The sequence below is a fragment of the Sphaerisporangium sp. B11E5 genome, assembly GCF_039871875.1.
Taxonomy (GTDB): Bacteria; Actinomycetota; Actinomycetes; order Streptosporangiales; family Streptosporangiaceae; genus Sphaerisporangium.
On record NZ_JBDPMD010000051.1, the window covers coordinates 36,900 to 60,985 of the forward strand.

Here is a 24,086-nt window from a genome sequence, read left to right on the forward strand (position 1 = left end):
GCCGGAGGAAGCGCTCGTCACCGGGCGGGGCCGGTGGGCGCGGGCGTCCTTGGCCGGCGCTCGCTGAGGCTACTCGCAAACACGTCCAGTGGGCGATCACCTCCAGGTCCAGAGGTGCCGGCCTCCGGGGGCCGGCACCTCACAGCGTCCTCCAGAGCGATGGCTCAGGGGTCCGTTGACTCGGTGAATCTCATCGCCTTACGTTCGGATCGCCGCTCGCCGCGGGGGGACCGGGAAAGGGTGACCGTTGCGCATCACCGCCGTCGAATCCACCGAGCTGTTCACCGAGGCGGGCCAGGTCGTCCGCGTCCACGTCGAGGCCCCGCCGGGCGAGGTCGAGTACCGGGTCACCGGCGAAGGCGTCACCGGCGCGCTGCGTACCGCCGACCGTCCCGCCGAGGTGCCCGTCACGACGGCCGCCGCCCCGGGCACCCGGCTGCCGGTCGGGGTGACGGCGGGCGAGGCGGCCGCCGAGGCCGAACTGGTGGTGTCCGAGCCCGGGTGGACGGTCTGGATGGTGCCGCACTTCCACTACGACCCGGTGTGGTGGAACACCCAGGCCGCGTACACCGCCACCTGGGACGACGCGGGCGAGGAGGCGCAGCGTTACCGGGGGGACCGGCAGAACGCCGGGTTCGCCCTGATGCGGGAGCACCTGGAGACCGCGCGCCGCGACCCGGACTACAAGTTCGTGCTCGCCGAGGTCGACTACCTCAAGCCGTACTGGGACGCCTGCCCGCAGGACCGCGCCCACCTGCGCGCCCTGCTCGCCGAGGGCCGCGTGGAGCTGCTCGGCGGCACCTACAACGAGCCGAACACCAACCTCACCTCCGCCGAGTCGACGATCCGCAACATCGTGTACGGCGTGGGGTTCCAGCGCGACGTCATGGGGGGCGACCCGGCGACGGCGTGGCAGCTCGACGTGTTCGGCCACGACCCGCAGTTCCCCGGGATGATCGCCGACGCGGGCCTCACCTCCAGCTCCTGGGCCAGGGGGCCGTTCCACCAGTGGGGACCCATGATCACCGGGCGGAACCTGGCCAGGGACGGCTGGGGCGACCCGTCGTCCATGCAGTTCCCCGCCGAGTTCGAGTGGGTGTCGCCGTCCGGCAGGGGCGTGCTCACCCACTACATGCCCGCCCACTACAGCGCCGGCTGGTGGATGGACGGCGCGGCCGGCCTCGCCGCGGCCGAGGAGGCGGTGTACCAGCTCTTCGTGCGGCTGAAGAAGGTCGCCGCGACCCGCAACGTGCTGCTCCCCGCGGGCACCGACTACTCGCCGCCCAACAAGTGGGTCACCGCGATCCACCGCGACTGGAACGCCAGGTACGTCTCGCCGCGGTTCGTCTGCGGCCTGCCCCGGGAGTTCTTCGCGGCCGTGCGCGCCGGCCTGACGGCGCCGGTCCCGCAGACCCGCGACATGAACCCGGTGTACACCGGCAAGGACGTGTCGTACATCGACACCAAGCAGGCGCAACGCTCCGCGGAGTCCCTGGTGGCCGACGCGGAGAAGTTCGCCACCGTCGCCGCCGTGACCACCGGCGCCCCCTACCCGCACGCGGCGCTGGACAAGGCGTGGCGGCAACTGGTGTTCGGCGCCCACCACGACGCCATCACCGGCTCGGAGTCCGACCAGGTCTACCTCGACCTGCTCACCGGCTGGCGCGAGGCCCACGACATCGGGCGCGACGTGCTGACCCGCTCCCTCGGCGCGCTGACCGCCCGCGTGGACACCCGCGGCGACGGGGAGGCCGTCGTGGTGTGGAACCCGTCGTCGTGGCCGCGCACGGACCTCGTCCGGGTGCGGCTGCGGCCGGGGGCGGCCGGGATCCGGGTGACCGACCCGGGTGCGGGCGAGATGCCGGTGCTGCTGGAGAACCCCGAACACGGCCCGGACGGCACGCTCACCGCCGTCGACGTCGTGCTCGTGGCCCGGGACGTCCCGCCGCTCGGGTACCGCACCCTGCGCGCGGAGCCGGTGGCGGAGCCCGCGCCGTCCGCCGTCTGGGCCGCCGGGGAGGGCGCCGCCATCGCGAACGGCACCCACCTCGTGGAGGTGGACGCGGCGCGTGGCGGGTGCGTGTCGGTGTTCCGCGACCTCGCGCGCGACCGGGACCTGCTGCCGCCCGGGCGGGTGGGCAACGAGCTGCTGGTGTACGACGAGTACCCGGCGCACCCGAGCTTCGGCGAGGGGCCGTGGCACCTGGTGCCGAAGGGTCCCGCCCTCGGGTCCGCCGGCCTGCCCGCCACGTCCGTCACCAAGGAGACCTGCGTCCTCGGCGAGCGCCTCACCGTCACCGGCCGGGTCGGGCCGGTCCGGTACACCCAGCGCGTCACCCTGTGGCACGGCCTGGAGCGGGTGGACTGCGTCACCCGCGTGGACGAGTTCGACGGCGCCGACCGCCTGGTGCGGCTGCGCTGGCCCGCCCGCGTGCCCGGCGCGCTGCCCGTCAGCGAGGTCGGCGACGCCGTGGTGGGCCGCGGGTTCGGCCTCATCGACGTCGACTCCGGCGCGCACCCCTGGACGCTGGACAACCCCGCGGGCCACTGGTTCGCCCTGTCGTCCACGGCCCGCGTCGCCCTGCGGGACGAGACCGGCACCCCGGCCGGCGAGCGCGCCATCGGCATCGCCGAGATCATCGCGGCGGACCCCGGGGGAGAGGTGCGGGAGCTGGCCGTCGCGCTGGTACGCAAAGGCGTGACGGCGACGTGTTCCGCCGCCACCGCGCCCCGGTACGGCGACCTCGCGGTGGACTCCAACCTGCCGGACGTCCGCGTCGCGCTCGGCACGCCGGAGGACAACCCGTTCGTCGCGCGGGTGCTCGCCGCCGCGGGCCCCGAGTACACGGACCTGCTGCGGCGCCGCCTGGCCGAGGCGGGCCGGGCACGGGTGTGGGTGCCCGCCGCCGAGCCGCTGGAGAAGGTGTGGGTGCCGGGCGCTGACCTCACCGGCCCGCGCGCCCTGCCGGTGCTGGTCGTCGCGGGTGACGGCGCCGCCGCCGAGCTGGCCGCCGACCTGGACGACGCCGTCATCGAGGTGACCCACCCCGCCGGCCTGCCCGCGCTGACCGAGCCGTCGCTGGACGACTACACCGTCGGCCTGGTCAACCGCGGCGTGCCCGGCTTCGCGGTGGACTCCGGCGGCGCGCTGCACCTGTCCCTGCTCCGTTCCTGCACCGGCTGGCCGTCCGGCGTCTGGATCGACCCGCCGCGCCGCACCGCCCCCGACGGCTCGGCCTTCCAGCTACAGCACTGGACGCACAACTTCGAGTACTCCCTGGTCACCGCGCCCGGCGACTGGCGCGCGGCCCGTCTGGCCGAACACGGCCACGACGTGAACCACCCCCTGGCCGCGGTCGCCGCCACCGCCCACGACGGGCCGCTGCCCCCCGCCCGTTCCTTCGTCGCGGTGCAGCCCGGCGTGGTCCTGACGGCGCTCAAACCCGCCGGCAACCCCCTCGCCTCCGGGCGCCCCCCGGGCCCGGTGGACGCCGTGACCCTGCGCGTGTACGAGGCGACCGGGGCCGAGGTGACCGCGGCCATCCGCACCACCCTCCCCCTGGGGGCGGCACACCGCGCCGACCTGCTGGAACGCCCGCTTTCCCCGCTGCCCCCCGAAGGCCTGCCGCTCACCGGCATGGAGATCGCCACCCTCACCGCCCCCGTGACGGCCCCTCCGGAGGCGGCCGGGCCCGGCACGCCGCTCGGCCCCGAAGGGGAGCCGTACCAGCCCGTCCACACCCGGTACTGGCTGCACAACACCGGCCCCGCCCCCGCGGGCAACATGCCCGTCGCCGTCCACCTGTCCGTCACCGACCTGGACCTGCCCGGCCCGGCCGAGCCGTTCGTCACCGTGGCGTCCGGTCTGACCGAGGGCGAGGCGGCAGGCGTGGTCACCCTGCTCGCACCGGCCGGCTGGGACTGCGAACCCGCCGAACGCCCGTACGTGCTGCCACCCGGCGGCCACACCGCGTTCCCGGTGCGCGTGACCCCGCCCCCCGGCGCCGAGCCCGGCGTGTACTGGCTACGTGCCCGCGTCTCCCACGACGGCCAGACCTACGAGGACGTGACCCGCCTGCACATCGGCGGCCGCCACGACCCCACCCTGACCGTCACCCTGGAAACCCCACGGTTGCGCCTCACCCCCGGCGCCCCCGCCGTCCACGCCGAGGTCACCCTCCACTCCCCGGCCCGCACCGAGGTATCGGTCCAGGCCCAGCTCATCTCCCCCTGGCACACCTTCGACCTGGCCCCCCGCTGGAACACCGGCACCACCATCCCCCCCAAAGGCGAGACCCGCCTCCGTTTCCCTCTGAGCGCCCCTTCAGGCGCCCTCCCCGGCCGCTGGTGGGCCGTGGTGAAGCTGTCTTGCGCCGGCACCCTCCACTACACCGACCCCATCGACATCGAGGTCACCACATGACCGACCGCCTCACGGCCCCCACGGCAGACACGTCGGACATGGCGGGCATGGGGGACGCCGTGGAGGTGGGGGAGCATGTCGCCGCGTGGGTCGGCGGGCGTGTCGTCACGGTTGCCGAGGTGGACGCTCGGGAGGCGGCGCTACGCGGCGGTCCGATGGCCGCGCGCCTGCCGTCCCCCCGTAGCCCTGAGGGCCGTAACCTGCGCCGCTGGGTGGCGCAGGTCCTGGTGACCGAGGAACTGATCGCGCAGGAGGCCGCCGCCCTCGGCCTGACCGCCCCCGCTGCCCCGCCGGCCCCGCTCACCCTCCCGGACGCCCTCCGCGCCGGAGGGGTCGTGGCGGCCGTGGCCGCCTCCTCCTCACTGGCCCGCGCCGTACGGGAGGCCGTCACGGCCGGCACCATGGTGCCCGAGGAGGAGGTGCGGGGGTACTACGACCGCAACCCCGACAGGTTCACCCACCCGGAGACCCGCCACGTCAGCCGCCCGGACGGCACCTCCCTGGGCCCCGTGCGTCGCGGCGAGATGGCGGGCCCCCTGGAGGACGCCGTCTTCACCGCCGCCGAGGGCGACGTGGTCGGCCCCCTGGACGGCCCCGGCGGCCCGTGGACCCTGCGCGTGGACCGCGTGGACCCCGGCGGCACCCGCCCGTACGAGGACGTCAGGGACACCATCGCCGCCGAACTGACCGAAGCGGCCACCGTACGCGCCTTCACCACCCTGCTGGACCACCGCTACGCCGGACAGGTCCGCCTCCACCGCGGCTTCGAACACCCCGCCGACCCACGTCACCCCGACGCCACCCACCGCCATTGACCCCGTCACTCACGGGTTCTTCGTCGGGCGGGCCGCCGTGCGGGGCGCCGGTCTCGCCGTGCCTCGTCTCGCCGTGTCGGCGCGGGAGAGCGGGTGGTGGACGTTGCCGTCGCGGCTCTTTCCGGGCACGTGGGGGTGCGGGTCCGGTGTGTGGGTGGGGGAGGGGATGCCGGTGGTGGGGAAAGTGTCGGGCAACTTTTTCGTGGCGGGGGAACATCTGGGAGGGGGGCGGGGTTACATTCCTCGTGACCGGTGTGTCCGGTGTCCCCGGGCCTCACCTATTGCCTTCGCGGAATACCGTTCGGCTGGAGCCGCGTTGAGCGTTTCGCCGAGAGGCGACCCGCACACCGGTTCGCACGCGTGGGACCCCGTCGGGCTTCGCCCGGCGGGGTTCCGCGTTTTCCGGAGAAGGGTTGTGAGGGTGCCGTGGCGGGGCTAGCGTTGACCGCGTGACTGGATTTCGAAATCAGTCATGAAGTCATGGAACGGCCTGCATGAGGGAGGCGCCGTGATGGTGGAAGACGTCCGGGTGCCTGTGGACGGCGCGAGGGCGGACCGTGGGCGGCGGGCCGGGCTGATCCTGGACACGGCCGCCGAGTTGCTGGTCGCCTGGGGGTACCGGCGGGTCACCATCGACGAGGTCGCCCGGCGGGCGGGGGTGGGCAAAGGGACGGTCTATCTGCACTTCAGCACCAAAGAGGAGCTGTTCCTGACCGTGATGATGCGGTCCCAGCGCACGATGGTGGAGCGCGTCCTCGCGGAGTGCCGTACGGACCCGTCCACCATCCTGTTCAGCGGGCTGGCCCGGCTCGCGTACCTCGCCGTGCACGACGACCCGATCATGCGGGCGATGCTCGTGGGCGACGCCGAGACGCTGGGGGCGCTCACCCGCGTCGCGCCGGACGTCGTGGGCGACCTGCTGGAGGTCAGGCTGCGTATGTTCGGCGACTACGTCCGGGTGCTGCGTGAGCACGAGCTCCTGCGGCGGGACGTGTCCCCCGAGCTGCAGTGGCACGCGTACGGCGCGATCATGACGGGGTTCCTGGTGTTCGAGCCGTTCCGGACGGGCGCGGCCGGCGTGACCGAGCGCGCGGACATGCTCCGACGCGTCGTGCGGTCGTCGTTCGAGACCGGCGCCCCGGCCGAGGCGGTACGGCAGGCGGCGCCGGCCGTCGTCGCCCTGTTCCAGGACTACCACCACCGGCTTCACCAGGAGATCGAGAAGCGCACACTCACTTAGCCTCGTTTCCGCACATCGCCCTCCACGACCACTCACCGCTCCGGACGGCACACAGCACCTGACCGGGAATCCTCGGGCTCGTGCGGAAACCAGGCCCAACCCGCAAGGAGGACGAGCATGAGCACGTCTGCCGGCCAGGACGCCCCCGGGGACACCGGTGTGGTCGACATGCTGGACCCCGAGCTGCTGCGTGATCCGTTCGTCGCCTACTCCCGTCTCAGGGAGCGGGCGCCGCTGGCCCGGGGGAGCCTCCTCGGGCAGGACCAGAAGATCTGGCTCGTCACACGCTACGACGACGTCAAGACCGTGCTCGGCGACCACCGCTTCGTCAACGACCCGGCGCACGTCCCCGGCGTCGACGTCGGCAACGTCCGCGAGAAGGTCATCGCGGCGCGCGGCATACCGCCCGAGTACGCCAAGTACGTCCTGGACAGCATCCTCGACACCGACGGCGAGGACCACCTGCGGCTGCGCCGGCTGGTGTCCCGCACGTTCACCGCGCGCCGGGTCATGGAGCTGCGCCCCCGGGTGGAGCAGATCACCGAGGACCTGCTCGACCGCCTGCCCGGCCACGCCGAGGACGGCGTCGTGGACCTCATGCCCCACTTCGCCTACCCGTTGCCGATCACGGTGATCTGCGAGCTGGTCGGCATCCCCGAGGAGGACCGCCCGTTGTGGCGGGACCTGGGCCGGCAACTGTTCAGCCAGGAGGGCATCGCGGGGGCGCTGCGCGAGCTCGTCGGGTACATCGAGGAGCTCATCGCGCGCCGCCGGGCCACCCCCGCCGAGGACCTGCTGACCGGCCTGATCCGCACCCACGACGAGGACGGCGACCGGCTCACCGACACCGAGATGATCACGATGGTGCTCACCATCGTGCTCGCCGGCCACGAGACCACCGCCCACCTGATCGGCAACGGCACCGCCGCGCTGCTCACCCACCTCGATCAGCTTGCGCTGCTCCGCGAGGACCCGTCGCTCATGCCGCGGGCCGTGCACGAGCTGATGCGCTGGTGCGGCCCCGTCCAGGGCACCCGCATCCGGTACGCCGCCGAGGACGTCGAGCTCGGCGGCATGACCGTCGCCAAGGGCGAGCCCGTCATGGCGATGCTGGTGGGCGCCAACTACGACCCCCAGGTGTTCCCCGACCCCGAGCGGCTGGACATCACGCGCGAGCCCGACGGCCGCAAGGAGACCCACGTCGGCTTCGGGCACGGCTTCCACTACTGCCTCGGCGCGGCCCTCGCCCGCCAGGAGGGCGAGGTCGCCTTCGAGGCCCTGTTCCGCAGGTTCCCCGGCCCGTCCCTCGCCGTGGACCCGGCGGACCTGGAGCGTGAACCCTTCCCGGGCTCCTGGCGCCTGGCCCGCCTGCCGCTGCGGCTCTGAGGTCCGCCGGCACCGGCCACCGGCGTCTTGCGGTGGCCGGTGCCGCGGCGCCTACTTCTCGCTGTCCAGCGTCGCGAGCGCGTGGGCCGCGTAGCGGTCGCCGGCCGCGGCGCCGGACGGGACGGCGCGCTCGATGGCGGCGAGGTCCTCGGCGGTGAGCTCCAGGTCGGCGGCGGCCAGGGACTCGGCCAGGCGGTCGCGGCGCCGTGCGCCGATCAGGGGCACGATGTCGTCGCCGCGCGAGGCGACCCACGCCACGGCGAGCTGGGCGACCGTCGCGCCCTTGGCCTCGGCGATCTCGCCGAGGGCTCGCACCAGCTCCAGGTTGCGCTGGAGGTTGCCGCCCTGGAAGCGCGGGCTGCTCGCCCGGAAGTCCCGGTCGCCGAGCTCGCGGTCCGGCGACCAGTGCCCGCTGAGCAGGCCGCGGGACAGCACGCCGTAGGCGGTGACGCCGATGCCGAGCTCGCGGGCCACCGGCAGGATCTCCGGCTCGATGCCGCGCGACAGCAGGGAGTACTCGATCTGCAGGTCGGTGATGGGATGCACGGCGTGCGCGCGGCGCAGCGTCTCGGCCCCGACCTCCGACAGGCCGATGTGACGCACGTGCCCGGCCTTGATCAGCTCGGCGACGGCCCCCACGGTGTCCTCGATGGGGACGGCGGGGTCCAGCCGGGCCGGCCGGTAGATGTCGATGTGGCCGGTGCCGAGCCGCTGCAGGCTGTACGCGGCGAAGGTCTTCACCGCCGCGGGCCGGCTGTCGTAGCCCAGCCAGGCGCCGTCCGGGTCGCGCAGCGCGCCGAACTTCACGCTGACGACCACCTTGTCGCGGTCACGCCCGGCCAGCGCGCGCCGCAGGAGCAACTCGTTGTGCCCCATGCCGTAGAAGTCGCCGGTGTCCAGCAGGGTGATGCCCGCGTCGAGCGCCGCGTGCACGGTGGCGATCGACTCGGCCTCGTCCGCCGGGCCGTACAGGTCGGACATGCCCATCAGCCCCAGGCCGAGCGCCGAGACGGCGGGGCCGGTGCTGCCGAGAGCACGAGTGCGCATGGTGGTCTCTCCTTGTTCCCGATGAACGCCCGCCGGTGCGGGCCTGTTCGCATCGCTGCTAATGCCATCACGTTAGCACTGCTAGCCTAACGCCGCTACCCGGTGGCTGTTACCATTGCTATATGACCGACCCCCTCCACGGCAGCACCAAGGACCGTGTGCTGCGCGCCGCCGCCGGCCTTCTCGCCGAGGGGGGCCGGGAAGCCGTCTCCACCCGCGCCGTCAGCGCCGCCGCGGGCGTGCAGGCACCCACGCTGTACCGCCTGTTCGGCGACAAGGAGGGCCTTCTCGCCGCGGTCGCCGGGTACGGCTTCGAGGAGTACCTCACCGGCAAGGCCGCCATGGGGGAGACCGACGACCCGGTCGAGGACCTGCGGCGCGGCTGGGACCTCCACGTCGAGTTCGGCCTGACCCACCCGGCCTTCTACACCCTCATGTACGGCGAGGCCCGCCCCGGCGGCGACATCCCCGCCGCCCGCGAGGCCGCCCGCCTGCTGCACCGCGGCGTCTCGCGCATCGCCGCCGCCGGCCGACTGCGTGTGGGTGTCGGGCTCGCCGCCGGCCTGGTCCACGCCGCCGGCGTCGGCGTCACCCTCAGCCTCATCGCCACCCCGCCCGAGGACCGCGACCCCGGCCTGTCGCGGTCGGCACGCGAGGCCGTCCTCGACGCCGTCATCACCACCCCCAAGCCCGCCCCCGACCCCGGCGACCCGATCGCCGCCCGCGCGGCGGCCCTCCAGGCGGCGCTCACCGTCAACCGGCCCGCGGACCCGCGCCTCAGCGACGCCGAGCACGCCCTGCTGCTCGAATGGCTGGAGCGCCTGTCCCGCTGACCCGGTGGGCGGCCGGGTGCGCGGAGAGCGGCCTCGGCGGGCGGCCGTCGCGCGGAACGGCCTTAGTAGGGGCGCGTGCGAGCGGCACCGGTGGAAGCCGGATGTGCGAGGCGGCCTCAGTGGAGGGCTGGGTGCGCGGAGCGGCCTCCAGTGGAAGCCGGGTGCGCGAGGCGGCCTCAGTGGGCGGCTGGGTGCGCGGAGCGCGTGTGTGACGCGCGGATGCGGATGACGGCGGGCAGCCGGTCGCTCTCCAGGGCCTGGCGCAGCCGGGCCACGCCCCACTGGGCGCGCCGCCCCGCCTCGGCGGGGTCCGCGTCACCGCGCACGGCCACGGTGAGCGCGAGCCGCGGATCCGCGGGGGCCCCGCGGAAGCCCGCGTGCACCCGTTCCCCGGACGGCCCGTGGTCCAGCTCCTTCTCGATGGCCCCCGCCGCGGCCCGCGCCCCGAGCCGCGTGGCCCCGTGTCCCGTGTCCGGCTCCAGGTCGATGTGCCTGATCCCCGCGGAAAGCCCCTGGAGGAACAGCCACCGCAGCGCCAGCAGCGTCACCACCAGCGCGACCAGGCCGGTCACCGGCCAGAACCACGGCTGCGCGACCACGTCCCGCGCCTCGCCCGGGATCAGCGGTCCACGTCCGAGCAGCCCGGCGGCACGCCCCAGCGCCGCGAGCCCGCCCAGCGTGAGCAGCAGCCCCACCACGGTCAGCCAGATCCGGTTCACCCGGGTGACCCGATCGTCCATCGACCCCCACCTCCCGTACCGGCCGCCTCTCAACGGCCCTTGCGACGCACGGCCACCCGCACCTTCGGCCGCCGCAGCGGCGCCAGCTCCTCCAGGTGGTGCTCCACCGCCCCGGCCACCCGCTCCCGCAGGTCGCCGGGCTCGCGCAGCGGCGTGCTGACGCTGACGTCCATCCGCCGGCGCCCGAGCCGCACCCGGGCCCGCGAGACCCCGTCCACGTCGTCCGCGACCGCCGCCATGTGCCGCCGCATCGCGCCCTTGGTGATGCCCACCGCCGAATGAGGATCGGGCGACGCCAGCGGCACCAGCCGCGGCCGCCCCGGCGACAACCCGCACCACAACAGGACCAACCCGACCAGCAGTGCCAGCGCGGACGCCGCCACCGTCGCCGGATCCACCCACCGCGCCGTCACCCAGTCGACGGCCCTGTCCAGCCCGGCCACCCGCACGGGGCTCCCGGGCGTGGACGCGACCGCCTGCACCAGCGTCAGGATGCCCGCCGCCGCGAGCAGCACCGCGGCCACCACCGCGGGGACCGTGCGCCGCGGCCGGAACACCCGGGCCCCGCGCCGCCACGCCCCGCGGTCGAACGTGCTCATGACCGCTCCCCGGAGGCGGGCACGTGCGCGCCCTCGCCGGGCAGGAGGCGGTCGACGTCGATGTCCACCTGGCGGACGTCCAGGCCGGTGAGCTCGTGGACGCGGCCGGTCACGTGGTCGCGGACGCGGCGGGTGACCTCGCGGACCGGTGCCGGGTAGGCCACCGAGAGGTGGACGCGCAGGACGGCGAGCCGGCCGTCGATGTGGCCGGTCACCCGCGGGGGCGCGGCCGTGGTGTCGTGGCCGACCGGGACGCCGAGGACGCGGCGGGCGGCGCGGCCCGCCTCGTCCACCTCGGCGGCGGCCGTCGCGGCGATGCGCTCGAGGACCCGGTCCGATATCCGGGTCCGGCCGCGTTCCTCCGGCGACCCCCGGACGTCCGAGGGGCCGATTCCGGTGTTCATGAGGCGCGTCTGCGGCCGAGTACGCCGCTCATGTCCATGCCGCCGGTCATGGCGCGCCCGGCCAGGAAGCCCAGCACGCTCAGCACCAGCACGATCAGGAACACCGTGAAGCCGCCGAACGCCCCGGCGAACCCCAGCGCCGTCCCCCACAGCAGGCCTGCCATCGGCCACCAGCGGGTCTCGTCCATGTCGCTCACCTTCCGTTGTGTCGCTGTGCCCACGGCCCGGAGGGATCCCGGGCGGTTCACCGCGGGCTCCCCGGCCGGGACGGCAGGCGCACGTCCTCGACGCTGACGTCCACGGGTTCACCGGGCATCAGGGGCTCGACGGCGTCGCGCACCCCGGCGGCCACCTCCGCGAGCGGCCGGCCGTACTCGGCGACCACCGCGACGCGCACCTCGTGCTCCCGTACGGAGACCCCGTGCACCGCCCGGCCCGGCAGGTGGGTGGCGACCGGCCCCCCGGCCAGCCCGGCCACCCCGGGGCACCCGCGCACGGCCCGCGCGATGCGCTCCGCCAGTTCTCCTGGCCGGTCCGCCGCGGCTGCGCCCGGCCGGCCGCGTCTGCGGGACGGCCGGGGATCGGGTGTGTTCATTGGACCCGGGACTCCTGGGGCTCGGGTTCCTCGCCCGGCAGGTGGAGGTCCTCGACGGCGATGTCCACCTCGGTGACCTCCAGGCCGCACATGTTCTCCACCGCGCTCACGACGTTGCGGCGGATGCCCGCGGCCACGTCGGGGATGGACACGCCGTACTCGACGATCACGTCGAGGTCCACGGCGGCCTGGCGTTCCCCGACCTCCACCGTGACGCCCGTCGTGGGGCTGGTGGCCCCGGCGATGCGCTCCCGGACGGCGCCGAGGGCGCGGGTCACCCCCTTGCCCAGCGCGTGGACGCCGGTCACCTCGCGCGCGGCCATCCCGGCGATCTTGGCGACCACCGTGTCCGCGATCGTGGTCCTGCCCCTGTCGGTGAGCAGGGTGGTTCCGCCCTCCCTGCTCCTCGGGCGCGGTACGGTCTCGTTCCTCTGCGTGCTCATCTCGTCCCCCGTTCCCGCAGGACCCTCCCGGGCCGCCCGGTGAGAGCGGACGGTGAAGGCACGACGGGCAGACACGCTCACACTTCATCAGGAGTTATGCCCTGATTTGTCAGGATTACCCGTTTAGTCCGGAGTTAACAGATCAGGCGGGCGCCGGCGTCTCCCAGCGCCCCATCAGATCCCGGTACAACGGCGAGGCGTCCACCAGCTCGGCGTGCGTGCCGTCCACCGCCCGGTTGCCGTCCATCACGAGGATCCGTCCCGCCCGCAGCGCCGACGTCAGCCGGTGCGCGATGACGATCAGCGTGCCGTCCCTGCGGGCGAACGCCTCCTCCGCCCGGGCCTCGGCGGCCGGGTCCAGATGGCAGGTCGCCTCGTCGAGCAGCACCAGCCGGGCACGGGACAGGTAGGCCCGGGTCAGCGCGACGAGCTGCCGTTCCCCCGACGACAGCGTGCCGGGGTCCACCTCGGCCGCGTACCCGCCGAGCCGGGCCGCGAGGTCCGTCATGCCGATGGCGTCCACGGCCGCGTCGAGCTCCCGCCGGCCGGGGGAGCCCGCCAGATACCCGAGGTTCTCGGCGAGCGTGCCGCGGAAGACGTACGCCTCCTGCGGGATGAGCACCCGCGCCCGGCTCAGCGCGGCACGGTCCAGCAGGTCCACCGGCACCCCGCCGATCAGCACCCGGCCCTCCTTGGGCCGCAGCAGCCCGGCCGCCAGCGCCGCCACCGTGGACTTGCCGATGCCGCTCGGCCCGACCACCGCCAGGTGCTCCCCGTCCCGCACCGTCAGGTCGAGTCCGGAGACCACCGGCTCGGCGCCGAGGCCGTACGCGAACGTCACCTCGCGCATGCGCAGCAGGCTGCCCCGGGGCGCGCGGCGCGGGTGGCCGGCCCGCGGGCCGTCGGGGGGAGCGGCCGCCGGGTGTCTCCCGCCGGCGGGCGGGTCGGCCGCCGGCGGGGCGCCGGTGGACAGGATGCGCTCCAGGGCGACCATGAGGCGCACGCCGTTCACCCCGACACCCTGGACCAGGCTGCCGAGGGCTGGGGTGAGGGACTGCGCGATGTACGTCAGCGTGCCGAGCACCACCCCGGCGGTCGCGCCCTCGCGGACCAGGGACGGGGTGGCGGCGAGCACCAGCAGGATCGGCAGCCACCCGCCGACGGCGAGGGAGAGGGTGCGGACGGCGGTGAGGCGGGCCAGGCCGGTGGCGGCCCGCGCCTGCTCGTCCACGGCCCGGCCGACCCGTGCGGCCACCCGGCCCTCGGCGCCGCACGCGCGCACGTCCCGCAGGCCGTCCACCATGGCGGCGAGCGACGACGCGGTGCCCTCCTCGGCGAGGATGGCGCGCCGCTGCCGGGCCGCCATCGCGGGCAGCGACATCAGGAAGAGCGCGAGCCCGGCGGCCAGCGGCAGCAGGACCAGCGGCAGCACCGAGCCCATCAGTGCCAGCACACCCAGCACCACGCCGGTCACCGAGAACACGAACGACCGGACCACCGCGATCACCGCGGCGAACGCGTCCCTGGCCAGCTCGGCCTGCCGGTTCAGCCGGGCCACCGCCGCCGTGTCCGGGCCCCGGCCCGAGCCCGCGGCGCGGTGCAGCGTGCCCGCCACCACGAGGCCGAGCAGGTCGTTGCGGAACGGTTCCACGATGCCGGCGATGGCGAGCAGCACCTGCCGGGCACCGATCGCCGCGGCCAGCCAGGCGCCGGCCAGGATGCACAACCACCCGAAACCCACCGAAGGCCGCCCGGCGGCGAACCCTTCGTCCAACGCGTGCGCGACGGCGAGACCGGACACGAAGGACGGCGCGGTCTCGGCGAACGACCACAACAGCAGCCGCCCCACGTGCCGCCGCTGCCGCCCCAGCGCCCCACGCAACACCCCGGGGACCGTCATCGCCGCTCCACGGTCCGTCACGGCACCTCCGTCAGGTCTCGGCAGGGAGGGGCTCACCGGTCTCCGGTTCACGGTGCCTCCCTCAGGCCCTGGCGGGTGGGGCTCACCGGTTTCCGGTTCACGGCGCCTCCCTCAGGCCCTTGCGAGAAGCGTTCGCCGGTTTCCGGGTCACGGTGCCTCCGGCAACGCGCCACCTTGACCGGTGGTCCGTCCTCATCCGCGGCACCCGGCCGGCCGCCGAGCGCCAGGAGCACCGCGTCCCGCGTGCCGGGCCCCGGCGCGTCCGTCTCCCCGGCGGCGCCCGCCGCGACGTCCAGCGGCGGGGTGTCCTCGATGTCCCTGTCCCCGTAGCGGGACCGCCGCAGGGGCGGGATGACCTTCGGCCGCCGGGCCGGGATCGCGGTCGGCGGCGCGTCGTCCATGGGGGGGAGGGGGTCCGCCACCGGTCCCGGGCTGGGCGGGATCGCGCTGGGCGATTCCAGGACCGGTGGCGGAGGTCCGGGGAACGAGCCGGCGGGGACCGCTGGGCCGGCGCTGACCTGCGGCGCGGCGGCGCCGGCGGCAACTTGCGGCGCGGCGGCGCCGGCGGCAACTTGCGGCGCGGCGGGGCCGGCGGCGACCTCCGGCGCGGCGGGGCCGGCGGCAACCTGCGGCGCGGCGGGGCCGGCGGTCGCCTCCGGTACGGCTTGGGTGGCGGTGATCTCGAAGATCGCGCGGTATTCGGGGTCCTTCCAGAGCTCGTCGTGCGTGCCGCGTCCGCGCACGCGGCCCCCGTCCAGCCATACGACGAGGTCCGCGCGGGACGCGGTGGCCGCACGGTGGGCGACGATCAGCCGGGTGCGGCCCCGCAGCCGCTCGGTCAGCGCCCGCGCCACCTGGTGCTCGGTGACGGTGTCCAGGCTGGAGGTGGCGTCGTCGAGGATCAGCACCCGCCCGCCGTGCGCGAACGCCCTGGCCAGCCCGATCCGCTGCCGCTCGCCACCGGACATGGGTGCGTCGTCGAGCGCGGTGTCGTACCCCCGGGGCAACCTGCGGATGAACGAGTCCGCCGCCGCCGCGGCCGCCGCCGCCCGCACGATCGCCGCTCCTCGCCGACGCCTCGCCTCCCCGCCGCTCTTCTCCTCGGCCCCGCTTTTCGCGCCCCTCGCGCTTCTCGCCTGGCGTTCGCCGTCCGCGCCCCTCGCGCTTTTCGCCTGGCGTCCGCTTTCCGCGTCCCTTTCACTTCTCGCCTGGCGTCCGCCTTCCGCGTCCCGCTCGCTTAGCGCCTGGGGTCCGCCTTCCGCGTCGCTTCTCGCCTCGCCCCTGCCGCCGGTGTCCTGCCCGCCCGCCGTGCCGGGGACCGGTCGCCGGTCGCCGGCCTCGCCCCGCATGGTGACCGGCCGTCCCGCCGCGATGGCGTCGGCGACGCTGGTGCCGAACAGGACGGGCCGCTCGAAGGCGTACGCCACGGCCTCCCGCAGCGCCGTGTGCCCGAGCCGCCGGAGCGGCACCCCGTCCAGCACCACCTCGCCGTGGTCCGGGTCCACCAGCCTGCCGGCCACCGCCGCCAGGGTGGACTTGCCGCTTCCCGACCGCCCCACCACGGCCACCGCCGTCCCCGCGGGGATCTCCAGATCCACCTCGCGGAGCGCGTCCCGCCCGTCCACGCAGACCCCGACGCCCCGGAACTCCAGAAGCCCCCCCGGGGTGCGCTCGGGCAGGCGGAGGTCGCCGTAGGCGGTGGAGGGGTGGGTGAGGACGTCGGTGACGCGGCGGGCGGCGGAACGGGCGCGGGCCAGGCGGTTGAGGTGGCCGAGGGCGGAGGCCAGGCCGGCGCCGAGCACGGTGTAGCGGGCGGCGGCGAACAGGTCGCCGGCCGTCAGGTGGCCGCCCGAGAGCAGGAACCCGCCCACACCGAGGACCGTGATCTCCAGCATGGGCACGACGATGGCGGCCTGGACGCCGGCGCGGGCGTTGACGCGCCACAGCGACATGCCGTGGCGGTAGAGGCGGGGCAGGGGCGTGAGGACGCGGCGGGTCTCCAGGTCCTGGGTGCCGGCGGCGGCGATGGTGCGGGCGCCGGAGAGGGCGTCGATCAGGCGGGTGGCGAGGTCGCTCTGGGCCTCCTGGTAGCCGGAGGAGACGGCGGTGGTCTCGCGGAGGAACGCGCGCAGGACCAGCGCGATCACGGCCAGGCCGGCCGCGAAGGCCACGGCCAGCCACAGGTCGATCAGCGCGAGGGCGATCAGGGCCCCGCCCGCGGGCACGAGCAGGGCGGCCGCGGTGATCATGGACTCCGGCGCGGTGCCCACCTCGTCGGCGTTCGCGCCGGCCCGGGTGACCAGGTCGCCGGCGGGGAACCGCCGCGACAGGCCGGGCCCGGTGACGAGGATGTGCCGCACCACCCGGCGGCGCAGCGCGCGGGCCGCCTGGGCGCTTCCGGCCCCGGCGGCGAGGACGGCCACCGCGTCGCAGGCCACCACGGCGGCGATCAGTATCGAGCAGGTGACGAAGGCCTGCCCCAGCCCGCCACCGGGAGTGACGAGGGCGTCCACCGCGCGGCCGAGCGCCGCGGGCAGGAGAAGCTCGACCACGGCCCCGGTCAGCGCGGTCGCCGCGTACACCCAGGGCCACGCGCCGCTGCGCCGCAGCACGTCCCCCAACAGCCGGTCACCGGTGCCCCGGCCGGCGGCGGGGATGCCGGTCACCTGGCCGCTCGCCGCCTGGGTGTCCGACATGGCAAAAGTTTCCCTTCACGGGTTCCGGGAATGAACATGCCTGGAGCGGCCGGGCAAGGGCCACTCCAGGCGGGTAGTTCAGCGGTGTGCTCTGCTCAGCTGCAGAGAACGCTCAGGCTGCTGTTCTCGTGCGGCGTGCAGCCGACCAGCGACAGGTTGCTGCCGCCGCCACCGCCACCGGTGGGGATGTCCATCGTCTGCAGGTCCAGAAGCGCCATGATGGTGCCTTTCGCTTGTTTCGGGTGGTGCTGGGGTGCTCAGCCTGTTGACGAGGCGAGCGGGAAGATCACTTGCAGAGGACGCTGAGGCTGCTGTTCTCGTGCGGCGTGCAGCCGATGAGGGACAGGTTGCTGCCGCCGCCGCCACCGCCGGTGGGGATGTCCATGGTCTGCAGGTCGAGGAGCGCCATGATGGTTCGCCTTCCGTCTTGGTCTTGCGTGGTCTGCTGGGAGTGACGCGGTACTGCGAGGCTGAGGGATCAGCTGCAGAGGACGCTGAGGCTGCTGTTCTCGTGGGGGGTGCACCCCAGGAGGGACAGGTTGCTGCCGCCGCCGTGACCGCCGCCGGCGGTCTCCATCGTCTGCAGGTCGAGAAGCGCCATGATCGTGCCTTTCTTACGGGTTGTGCGTGGTGCATCGGGAGTAACGCTGTACTGCGGGCTGAGGGATCAGCCGCAGAGGATGCTCAGGCTGCTGTTCTCGTGGGGGGTGCACCCCAGGAGGGACAGGTTGCTGCCGCCGCCGTGACCGCCGCCGGCGGTCTCCATCGTCTGCAGGTCGAGAAGGGCCATGTGTTTCACCTCCTTGAGGCGCTCGTCGGGTCCGCCGGCCCGGCGGGGGTGCCGGGCGGGGAGTCTGGGGGGAGGATGAAGGGAAGCCGTACCGGCCGGTCGTGCAGCGCAGCGCCCAGTGCGAAGAGCACTCCGGCGGTTCCGCTCCCGAGGTCCATCGAGAGGCGGAGCAACTGGTTGCCGGGGAACGCCAGCCCGCCGCGGTACGGCATGGCGTGCCAGGCCAGGCGCTTGATCTGGCCGGCGATCTCGGGCGCCGCGCGGTCCAGGCCGGGCCGCAGACCCGAGCACAGGGCGGCGATCATGCCGCCGCGGCCGGCGAACAGTCCGCACTGCACGTAGTAGTCGAGGGTGGCGACCGGGGCGATGGCCGCGAGGGACTCGCGGAACGTCTCGTCCTCGCGGTGCCGCAGGTACTGGGCGAGGACCAGCCCGATGCCGGCCGAGCCCTCGTCGACGTACGGGTTGGTGCGCCAGCCCTGCTGGACCTGGAGCTGCCCGTCCTCGCGGCGGGTGCAGCGCTTGAGGTCCTGCCGCAGCGCGGTGTGCGCCAGGTCGAGCAGGCTCGTGTCGCCGGTCGCCTCGTACATCCGCAGGAACAGCAGCGCGGGGCCGGAGGATCCGCGCATCAGACCGGCGTGCGGGTTGCCGCTGCCGCTCACCTCGGACACGCTGTCCACGTCGCCGAGCCGCTCGGCCACCACGCCGGTGACCTCGGCGGCGGCCTTCGTCAGGTCGTTCTCGCCGGTCGCCCGCCCGAGGTGCAGCAGGTTGAGCCCGATGCCGGACAGGCCCGCGTAGAGGCTCAGGCCCAGCTGGTCCCACCGCTCCCGCTGGCACAGGGTGACCAGCTCCAGGGCGTCCCCGTGCCGGCCGAGCTCCTCGAAGGCGTAGGCGACGCCGTGCAGGCCGTCGTAGAAGCCGAGCCCGGTGCCGGGCTTCGGGGCGAAGGCGCGCTTCCTCAGCCACTCCTCGTGCTCGGGGTGCCGCCCGGCGCCGGTCGCCGCCAGGGCGTACAGCACGCCGGCGGCGCCGGTCGCCAGGTTGATCCCACCGCCGGGCTGGAACTGCACGATGTCGCCGGGGAAGAGCCGGTCGTCGCGCTCCGGTGTGGCGGAGGCGAGGATGGCCCGCGCCGCGGCGTCCCGCACCTCGGTCCAGGGGGCGCGGCCGGGGAGCGGCAGCTCCCGCATCGGCGCGTCATCCTCGGCGCCCTCGCCGCGGATCCGCGCGACGGCCTCGTCCAGGTAGCCGGCGGGCACCGGGAAGGTCTCCGCGACCAGCTCGGCCAGGTGGTTCACCTTGGCCCGGTGGAGGGGGATCAGCACGGTGGACATCGGGGCGAACAACCCGAGGCGCAGGCAGGCGAGGGAGTAGCGGTCGGCGTGCACGCCGAGGCGGTCCCCGGGCGGGCAGAAGCCGGGGTGGGCCAGCGTCGGCCGGGCGTTCTTCTCGGCGAGCGTGGCCACTTCGAAGTCGATGAGCACGACCCGGTCGCCCTCCACCAGCACGTTGAACGGGTGCAGGTCGCCGAAGACCACCCCGCGCTCGTGCAGCGCCTCCACCGCGCGGTCCACCTTGCCGAGCATCTCCAGGGTCCACTCGGTGAACTCGGCGGCGTGCTCAGGGGTGATGGTCGCCCGGGTCAGGGGGTGGCGGTGCACCGACTCCTGGCTGAGCGTGGTGCCGTCGATGAACTCCTGCACGAGGAAGTGGTGCTCGCCGAGGGTGAAGTAGTCGTGGAGCTGCGGCACGACGTCGAGGCCCTTGAGCCGGCCGAGGATGTCGGCCTCGTGCTTGAGCCGGGTGACGGCGTCGCGGCCCACCGCGTCGAGCCCGGCGTACGGCCTGGCCTCCTTGAGCACGACGGTGCGGCCGGTGCGGGTGTCGGTGCCCTTGTACACCCCGCCGCCGTTGGAGAAGTGGAGCACCTTCTCCACGGTGTACGGCAGGCCCTCCATGGTGACCGCGTTGCGGGCGGCGAGGTGGGGGCCGAGGAAGTCCGGCATGGTGACCCAGGCCGGCGGGGAGAACGACGGGCCGCGGCGGTCGGGCACCAGGTTGCCGTCGGGGTCCTCGATGGCGAGCACCTGCTCGCGGTTGCCGTCGACGCAGTAACGCTCGGCGAAGCCGCCGTAGCGGACGAACAGGGGCCCCTCACCGATGCGCAGGTCGCTGAGGATGTACGGCCCCCGCACGCCGTGCAGCAGCTCGCCGAGCTCCTTGAGCACCAGCTCGAGCTCATCGACGTCCTGCGGGTACATCGTGACGAGCTTGCCGCTGCCGCCGCGGTCGGCGTACTTGCTGTTGAGCATCATGACGACGCGCGGCCCGCGCAGGAACTTGAAAGGCAGCCGGCGGCCGACGCAGTAGTCCCAGACGGCGTCCAGGGTCCTCTCCGCGTCGTCCAGGCACGAGGAGATGTGGATTTTCCAGCCCTGGAGGGGGAGGGGCCGGTCCTCGGGCATGTAGTGGAACCAGGTGTCGGTGGCGCGGTGCGCCCAGCCGGAGGGGACGTCCCTGGACGCCGCCGGATAGTCGGGGTGGTCGGAGCGCTTACCGTCAAGGGAGTCATAAAACAGCGGATCGGCCAGGCAATACATCGCGTATTTGTCGATCACCGCTGGACACCCCTCTCATCGCTCGATCGCTAGGAGGAGAATTACGGATAACCAGACCCCTGACTAGTGACACCCTCCATTGGTCACATAGGAGGGTGTCACTGTTCGTATCATGACGTTCGTCATATATTTAGCCTCCGAGCTGTGGTTAGTTGTGCGGGGGTAGCGTCTGACTCGCTGCAAATTTCCTTGTTGTCAGGGTTTACGGTGTCATGCGATGGTCATCATGGGGCTGGCCTGCGGTAGAACGAGATTCGGGGAAGCCGGCCAAGTGGCTGGAACGGTCTGTGGGCGACTTCCGGTCAGGATGGCAGTGTCAACCTTTGACGCGATTCTTATGTCCAGGTTCGCGAGGATCCTGGACGTTCTGGGGAAGCTTCTGTTGTCGTAGCTCCGCTGCACGGAGCGGCTTCGCGGGGGCCGTGCGAGGGCGGCGGGGACTCCCCGCGGAAAAGAGGTGGTTTAGGCCTCTTCTGCTCGGGTAGTTGCAAGAGTTTTCGTTCAAGGGGGAATTGATGGCAACAGCGGAGTTCATACACGTACAAAAGTATTTGTCTGGAGTCGACTATCCGGCGACGAAAGAGCAACTTCTGGAGCATGCCGAACGCCAGAAGGCCGATGAGAAAGCGATGGAGGCGCTCCGGCAGCTCCCGGACGGCACCTTCGACGGGCCGAACGAAGTCAGCAGGGCCGTCGCGGGCTCCTGAACGCGCCACCCCAGGAAACCTGGCCTTCTCCGGCTGAACCGGACGCCGCCGGGCCGCGTACCTCCCCATGTCGCGTCCCGGCGACGTTCGCCGTCATGGAGGAGGCCCCCCTTGCCTGTGTCGCCTGGTGCCGGTGAGGCCGGCCCCCCGCGTGCCGAGGCGCACAGCCCGTCGTACTTCTCGCTGCTGCGCGGAAGTCCCGGGCTGCGCGAGGCCCCCGTGGACTTCTGCATCCCCTGCAACCCGTACTTCCCGACGCCAGAGGTCTTCGAGCTGCTGCAGCAGAACCTCACGACGATCCTGAAGTACTACCCGAGCGACGCCGGCACCATCGCCGCCGAGCTCGGCTCGGTGCTCGGGCTCCAGCCGCAGACCCTCGTCATGGGCAACGGCTCCACCGAGCTGATCACCTGGATCGACCACCTGCTGATCCGGGATAGCGTCGCGGTCCCGGTGCCGACCTTCGGCCGCTGGACCGACCAGCCGCTGGAGACCGGCAAACGGGTGGACATGTACCGCCTGCCCGAGGCGCGGGGCTTCGCGCTGGACACCGATGACTTCGTGCGGTTCATCCGGGCGCGCGGCTCACGGGCCGCGGTGATCTGCAACCCCAGCAACCCCGACGGCGGATACCTGCGCCGTACCCAGGTGATCGACCTGCTGGACCGGCTCACCGACCTGGACCTGGTGGTGGTCGACGAGTCGTTCATCGATTTCGTGGACGAGGAGCACGCCCCGAGCGTCGCGGACGAGGCGGCGCTGCGGCCCAACGTCGTCGTGCTGAAGAGCCTCGGCAAGAACTTCGGCCTGCACGGCATCCGCTTCGGCTACCTCGTGGCCAACCCGGCGCTCGCCGGCACGGTGCGCCGCATGCTGCCCAAGTGGAACCTCAACTCCTTCGCCGAGGCCGTGGTCTTCCTGTTGAAGGAGCACACCCGGGCCTACCAGGAGAGCCTGCGGCTGGTCGCGGCGGACCGCCGGTCGATGCTCCAGCAGCTCTCGGCGCTGCCCGGCCTCAAGGTGTACCCGTCGCAGGGGAACTTCCTGCTGGTGCGGCTGCCGGACGGCAAGGACGGCGTGCACCTGCGCGACCACCTGCTGTCCGCGCACAACCTCCACGTACGCGAATGCGGCAACAAGCTCGGCTCGAGCAGCCGCTTCCTGCGTTTCGCCGTACGCCCCCGCCAGGACGTCCTCCGCCTCGCCGACGGCCTGCGCACCTACCTGTACGCCGGCTCCGGCCGCGCCACGGCCGCGCTCACCCCCGCCGTCACCGCCATCACCCCGCCGCCCTCGGCGTACCGCGCGGAGACCCCCGCGCCGCCGGCCTACCGCGCGGACACCCCCGCGTCGCCGGCCTACCGTGCGGAGCCGTCCGGCACTCCGGCCTCCGCGTACCGGGTGGACACGGCCGCCCCCGTCCCGCCCGCTTACCTCATGGACGCCTCTGCCTCGCTGACCCCGTACCGCCCCGACCCGGTCACCCCGCCCGCCCCGACCTACCGGGAGGAGCCGGGTGGCGCGTACCGCCCCGAGGGGTACGCCACCCCCGCCCCCGCGGCGCCGGAGTCGCCGGTGTACCGCATGGAAGCCCCGCGGCGGGAGGCGCCGTACCCCGAGGACCCGTTCGTGGTCGGCGGGGACGACCCGCGGCACGGCAGGCTGGACCCGCTCGACCTCAGCACCCGGTGGACGTTCGGGGAGGACACCTCGCCGTTCCGCGCCTTCGACGGGCGGGGCGAGGGGACACGGGGATACGACCGGCGATCGTGAACATATCGCGGCATACGGGGGCACCGCGCGGTTCCCGCACCTGCTAGGACTAGGGAGGTTCCGCCGGGGCACTGAATGATTGGTGCGGGGACCGGCACTGTGGGTGAGGGAGCACGATGAACGTACTCGGGATCGACATCGGGGGATCCGGGATCAAGGGCGCGCCGGTCGACGTCACGACCGGCACGGTGATCGGGGAGCGGTGGCGCATACCCACGCCGAGCCCCTCCGAGCCGGCCAAGGTGGCGGCGGTGGTCCATGAGATCGTCGACCATTTCTCCTGGCAGGGGCCGGTGGGCATCACGTTCCCCGGCGTCGTCGCCGACGGGGTGACCCGCACCGCCGCCAACGTCGACAAGGCATGGATCGGCCTGGACGCGCGCAAGCTTTTCGCCGAGGCCACCGGCCGCGAGGTGACGGTGCTGAACGACGCCGACGCGGCGGGCCTGGCCGAGGCGAGGTTCGGCGCGGGCCGCGGCCGGCGGGGCCTCGTGCTCATGCTGACCTTCGGCACCGGCATCGGCAGCGCCCTGATCATGGACGGCCTCCTCATTCCCAACACAGAGTTCGGCCACCTGGAGCTGGACGGCCACGAGGCCGAGCACCGGGCGTCCGACCACGCCAGGGAGAAGCACGACCTGAGCTGGGACAAATGGGCCGAGCGCGTGCAGGCGTACCTGGAGCACGTCCGCATGCTGCTGTCCCCGCAGCTCATCGTCATCGGCGGCGGGGTGAGCAAGCGGGCCGACAAGTTCCTGCCGCACATCGACCTCGGCGACACCCCGGTGGTGCCCGCCGAACTGCTGAACAACGCGGGGATCATCGGCGCCGCCCTGGCCGCCGCCCGGGTCGCCTGACCGCCGCCGGCGTCGCGCGGCAGATCTTCCTTCCACCCCGATCCGTGTTTGCCCGTGGTGCTGAGGGCACTTAGAGCTCCTAACAGAATGATCTCTGTTGTGCTTTGATCTCTCGCTGTAGCGGTGGCGAGAGGGGTGGGTCGTGGCGCGGCTGAAGCCGTGGGAGGTCAGTGACGAGTTATGGGCGGTCATCGAG

General features: G+C 73.6%; 22 protein-coding genes. 8 read left to right on the top strand and 14 right to left on the bottom strand.

Features of this window, described 5'->3' with window-relative positions:
* Positions 1 to 247: 247 nt before the first annotated feature.
* The 4 genes from ABGB17_RS32225 (at position 248) to ABGB17_RS32240 (ending at position 7,864) form a co-directional block, all read left to right on the top strand.
* Positions 248 to 4,423 (top strand): NEW3 domain-containing protein, encoded by a 4,176-nt coding sequence (locus ABGB17_RS32225; RefSeq protein WP_347636879.1) that lies wholly within the window; start codon positions 248 to 250, stop codon positions 4,421 to 4,423.
* Positions 4,420 to 5,238, top strand: coding sequence for a peptidylprolyl isomerase (locus ABGB17_RS32230; RefSeq protein ID WP_347636881.1), 819 nt, complete (start codon positions 4,420 to 4,422; stop codon positions 5,236 to 5,238). The genes ABGB17_RS32225 and ABGB17_RS32230 overlap by 4 nt, the downstream gene beginning before the upstream one ends.
* 511 nt (positions 5,239 to 5,749) lie before the next feature.
* Positions 5,750 to 6,478 carry a helix-turn-helix domain-containing protein gene (locus tag ABGB17_RS32235; protein WP_347636883.1) on the top strand — a complete coding sequence of 243 codons (729 nt, stop codon included), beginning with the start codon at positions 5,750 to 5,752 and terminating at the stop codon, positions 6,476 to 6,478.
* A gap of 117 nt (positions 6,479 to 6,595) precedes the next feature.
* Positions 6,596 to 7,864, top strand: coding sequence for a cytochrome P450 (locus tag ABGB17_RS32240; protein WP_347636885.1), 1,269 nt, complete (start codon positions 6,596 to 6,598; stop codon positions 7,862 to 7,864).
* Positions 7,865 to 7,915: 51 nt separating this feature from the next.
* Here the strand turns inward: ABGB17_RS32240 and ABGB17_RS32245 are convergent, their stop codons facing one another.
* Positions 7,916 to 8,911, bottom strand: a complete 996-nt coding sequence (locus ABGB17_RS32245; RefSeq protein WP_347636887.1) for an aldo/keto reductase — start codon at positions 8,909 to 8,911, stop codon at positions 7,916 to 7,918.
* Between the two features lie 122 nt (positions 8,912 to 9,033).
* On the opposite strand from ABGB17_RS32245, the gene ABGB17_RS32250 reads away from it, so the two are divergent.
* On the top strand, positions 9,034 to 9,744 hold the full coding sequence (locus tag ABGB17_RS32250; protein WP_347636889.1) for a TetR/AcrR family transcriptional regulator: 711 nt from the start codon (positions 9,034 to 9,036) through the stop codon (positions 9,742 to 9,744).
* A gap of 176 nt (positions 9,745 to 9,920) precedes the next feature.
* Here ABGB17_RS32250 and ABGB17_RS32255 read toward each other — a convergent pair whose 3' ends face one another.
* From ABGB17_RS32255 to lanKC, 13 genes are all read right to left on the bottom strand, one after another.
* Entirely contained in the window at positions 9,921 to 10,484 is a 564-nt protein-coding gene (locus ABGB17_RS32255) for an alkaline shock response membrane anchor protein AmaP (protein WP_347636891.1), read from the bottom strand.
* A 29-nt stretch (positions 10,485 to 10,513) separates the two neighbouring features.
* Positions 10,514 to 11,083: a DUF6286 domain-containing protein gene (locus ABGB17_RS32260; protein WP_347636893.1), complete on the bottom strand. Its 570-nt coding sequence runs from the start codon at positions 11,081 to 11,083 to the stop codon at positions 10,514 to 10,516.
* On the bottom strand, positions 11,080 to 11,487 hold the full coding sequence (locus tag ABGB17_RS32265) for an Asp23/Gls24 family envelope stress response protein (protein WP_347636895.1): 408 nt from the start codon (positions 11,485 to 11,487) through the stop codon (positions 11,080 to 11,082). The genes ABGB17_RS32260 and ABGB17_RS32265 overlap by 4 nt, the downstream gene beginning before the upstream one ends.
* On the bottom strand, positions 11,484 to 11,675 hold the full coding sequence (locus tag ABGB17_RS32270; protein ID WP_347636897.1) for a hypothetical protein: 192 nt from the start codon (positions 11,673 to 11,675) through the stop codon (positions 11,484 to 11,486). Before ABGB17_RS32270 ends, ABGB17_RS32265 begins: the two co-directional genes overlap by 4 nt.
* 56 nt (positions 11,676 to 11,731) lie before the next feature.
* Positions 11,732 to 12,082 (bottom strand): hypothetical protein, encoded by a 351-nt coding sequence (locus ABGB17_RS32275; RefSeq protein WP_347636899.1) that lies wholly within the window; start codon positions 12,080 to 12,082, stop codon positions 11,732 to 11,734.
* On the bottom strand, positions 12,079 to 12,525 hold the full coding sequence (locus ABGB17_RS32280; protein ID WP_347636900.1) for an Asp23/Gls24 family envelope stress response protein: 447 nt from the start codon (positions 12,523 to 12,525) through the stop codon (positions 12,079 to 12,081). The genes ABGB17_RS32275 and ABGB17_RS32280 overlap by 4 nt, the downstream gene beginning before the upstream one ends.
* 142 nt (positions 12,526 to 12,667) lie before the next feature.
* On the bottom strand, positions 12,668 to 14,446 hold the full coding sequence (locus ABGB17_RS32285) for an ABC transporter ATP-binding protein (protein ID WP_347636902.1): 1,779 nt from the start codon (positions 14,444 to 14,446) through the stop codon (positions 12,668 to 12,670).
* A 47-nt stretch (positions 14,447 to 14,493) separates the two neighbouring features.
* Positions 14,494 to 17,142, bottom strand: coding sequence for an ATP-binding cassette domain-containing protein (locus ABGB17_RS32290; protein WP_347636903.1), 2,649 nt, complete (start codon positions 17,140 to 17,142; stop codon positions 14,494 to 14,496).
* A gap of 95 nt (positions 17,143 to 17,237) precedes the next feature.
* Complete coding sequence (locus ABGB17_RS32295; protein WP_347636904.1) at positions 17,238 to 17,360, bottom strand: SapB/AmfS family lanthipeptide; 123 nt, start codon at positions 17,358 to 17,360, stop codon at positions 17,238 to 17,240.
* Positions 17,361 to 17,428: 68 nt separating this feature from the next.
* The gene (locus ABGB17_RS32300; protein WP_347636906.1) at positions 17,429 to 17,551 is read right to left on the bottom strand and encodes a SapB/AmfS family lanthipeptide; all 123 of its coding nucleotides are present in this window, start codon (positions 17,549 to 17,551) and stop codon (positions 17,429 to 17,431) included.
* 69 nt (positions 17,552 to 17,620) lie between these two features.
* On the bottom strand, positions 17,621 to 17,743 hold the full coding sequence (locus ABGB17_RS32305) for a SapB/AmfS family lanthipeptide (protein WP_347636908.1): 123 nt from the start codon (positions 17,741 to 17,743) through the stop codon (positions 17,621 to 17,623).
* Positions 17,744 to 17,809: 66 nt separating this feature from the next.
* Entirely contained in the window at positions 17,810 to 17,932 is a 123-nt protein-coding gene (locus ABGB17_RS32310) for a SapB/AmfS family lanthipeptide (protein ID WP_347636910.1), read from the bottom strand.
* A gap of 5 nt (positions 17,933 to 17,937) precedes the next feature.
* Entirely contained in the window at positions 17,938 to 20,553 is a 2,616-nt protein-coding gene (lanKC, locus tag ABGB17_RS32315; RefSeq protein WP_347636912.1) for a class III lanthionine synthetase LanKC, read from the bottom strand.
* A 515-nt stretch (positions 20,554 to 21,068) separates the two neighbouring features.
* Between lanKC and ABGB17_RS32320 the strand changes: the two genes are divergently transcribed.
* The 3 genes from ABGB17_RS32320 (at position 21,069) to ppgK (ending at position 23,890) form a co-directional block, all read left to right on the top strand.
* Positions 21,069 to 21,260: a DUF2795 domain-containing protein gene (locus tag ABGB17_RS32320; RefSeq protein WP_347636914.1), complete on the top strand. Its 192-nt coding sequence runs from the start codon at positions 21,069 to 21,071 to the stop codon at positions 21,258 to 21,260.
* A gap of 117 nt (positions 21,261 to 21,377) precedes the next feature.
* Positions 21,378 to 23,033, top strand: coding sequence for an aminotransferase class I/II-fold pyridoxal phosphate-dependent enzyme (locus ABGB17_RS32325; RefSeq protein WP_347636920.1), 1,656 nt, complete (start codon positions 21,378 to 21,380; stop codon positions 23,031 to 23,033).
* 116 nt (positions 23,034 to 23,149) lie between these two features.
* On the top strand, positions 23,150 to 23,890 hold the full coding sequence (gene ppgK / locus ABGB17_RS32330; protein ID WP_347636916.1) for a polyphosphate--glucose phosphotransferase: 741 nt from the start codon (positions 23,150 to 23,152) through the stop codon (positions 23,888 to 23,890).
* Positions 23,891 to 24,086 lie beyond the last annotated feature (196 nt).

Bases quoted from the DNA above. Each gene is read 5' to 3' on its own strand.
- ABGB17_RS32230 (WP_347636881.1), top strand. From the start codon at position 4,420: ATGACCGACCGCCTCACGGCCCCCACGGCAGACACGTCGGACATGGCG.
- ABGB17_RS32235 (WP_347636883.1), top strand. From the start codon at position 5,750: ATGGTGGAAGACGTCCGGGTGCCTGTGGACGGCGCGAGGGCGGACCGT.
- ABGB17_RS32240 (WP_347636885.1), top strand. From the start codon at position 6,596: ATGAGCACGTCTGCCGGCCAGGACGCCCCCGGGGACACCGGTGTGGTC.
- ABGB17_RS32245 (WP_347636887.1), bottom strand. From the start codon at position 8,911: ATGCGCACTCGTGCTCTCGGCAGCACCGGCCCCGCCGTCTCGGCGCTC.
- ABGB17_RS32250 (WP_347636889.1), top strand. From the start codon at position 9,034: ATGACCGACCCCCTCCACGGCAGCACCAAGGACCGTGTGCTGCGCGCC.
- ABGB17_RS32255 (WP_347636891.1), bottom strand. From the start codon at position 10,484: ATGGACGATCGGGTCACCCGGGTGAACCGGATCTGGCTGACCGTGGTG.
- ABGB17_RS32260 (WP_347636893.1), bottom strand. From the start codon at position 11,083: ATGAGCACGTTCGACCGCGGGGCGTGGCGGCGCGGGGCCCGGGTGTTC.
- ABGB17_RS32265 (WP_347636895.1), bottom strand. From the start codon at position 11,487: ATGAACACCGGAATCGGCCCCTCGGACGTCCGGGGGTCGCCGGAGGAA.
- ABGB17_RS32270 (WP_347636897.1), bottom strand. From the start codon at position 11,675: ATGGACGAGACCCGCTGGTGGCCGATGGCAGGCCTGCTGTGGGGGACG.
- ABGB17_RS32275 (WP_347636899.1), bottom strand. From the start codon at position 12,082: ATGAACACACCCGATCCCCGGCCGTCCCGCAGACGCGGCCGGCCGGGC.
- ABGB17_RS32280 (WP_347636900.1), bottom strand. From the start codon at position 12,525: ATGAGCACGCAGAGGAACGAGACCGTACCGCGCCCGAGGAGCAGGGAG.
- ABGB17_RS32290 (WP_347636903.1), bottom strand. From the start codon at position 17,142: ATGTCGGACACCCAGGCGGCGAGCGGCCAGGTGACCGGCATCCCCGCC.
- ABGB17_RS32295 (WP_347636904.1), bottom strand. From the start codon at position 17,360: ATGGCGCTTCTGGACCTGCAGACGATGGACATCCCCACCGGTGGCGGT.
- ABGB17_RS32300 (WP_347636906.1), bottom strand. From the start codon at position 17,551: ATGGCGCTCCTCGACCTGCAGACCATGGACATCCCCACCGGCGGTGGC.
- ABGB17_RS32305 (WP_347636908.1), bottom strand. From the start codon at position 17,743: ATGGCGCTTCTCGACCTGCAGACGATGGAGACCGCCGGCGGCGGTCAC.
- ABGB17_RS32310 (WP_347636910.1), bottom strand. From the start codon at position 17,932: ATGGCCCTTCTCGACCTGCAGACGATGGAGACCGCCGGCGGCGGTCAC.
- ABGB17_RS32320 (WP_347636914.1), top strand. From the start codon at position 21,069: ATGGCAACAGCGGAGTTCATACACGTACAAAAGTATTTGTCTGGAGTC.
- ppgK (WP_347636916.1), top strand. From the start codon at position 23,150: ATGAACGTACTCGGGATCGACATCGGGGGATCCGGGATCAAGGGCGCG.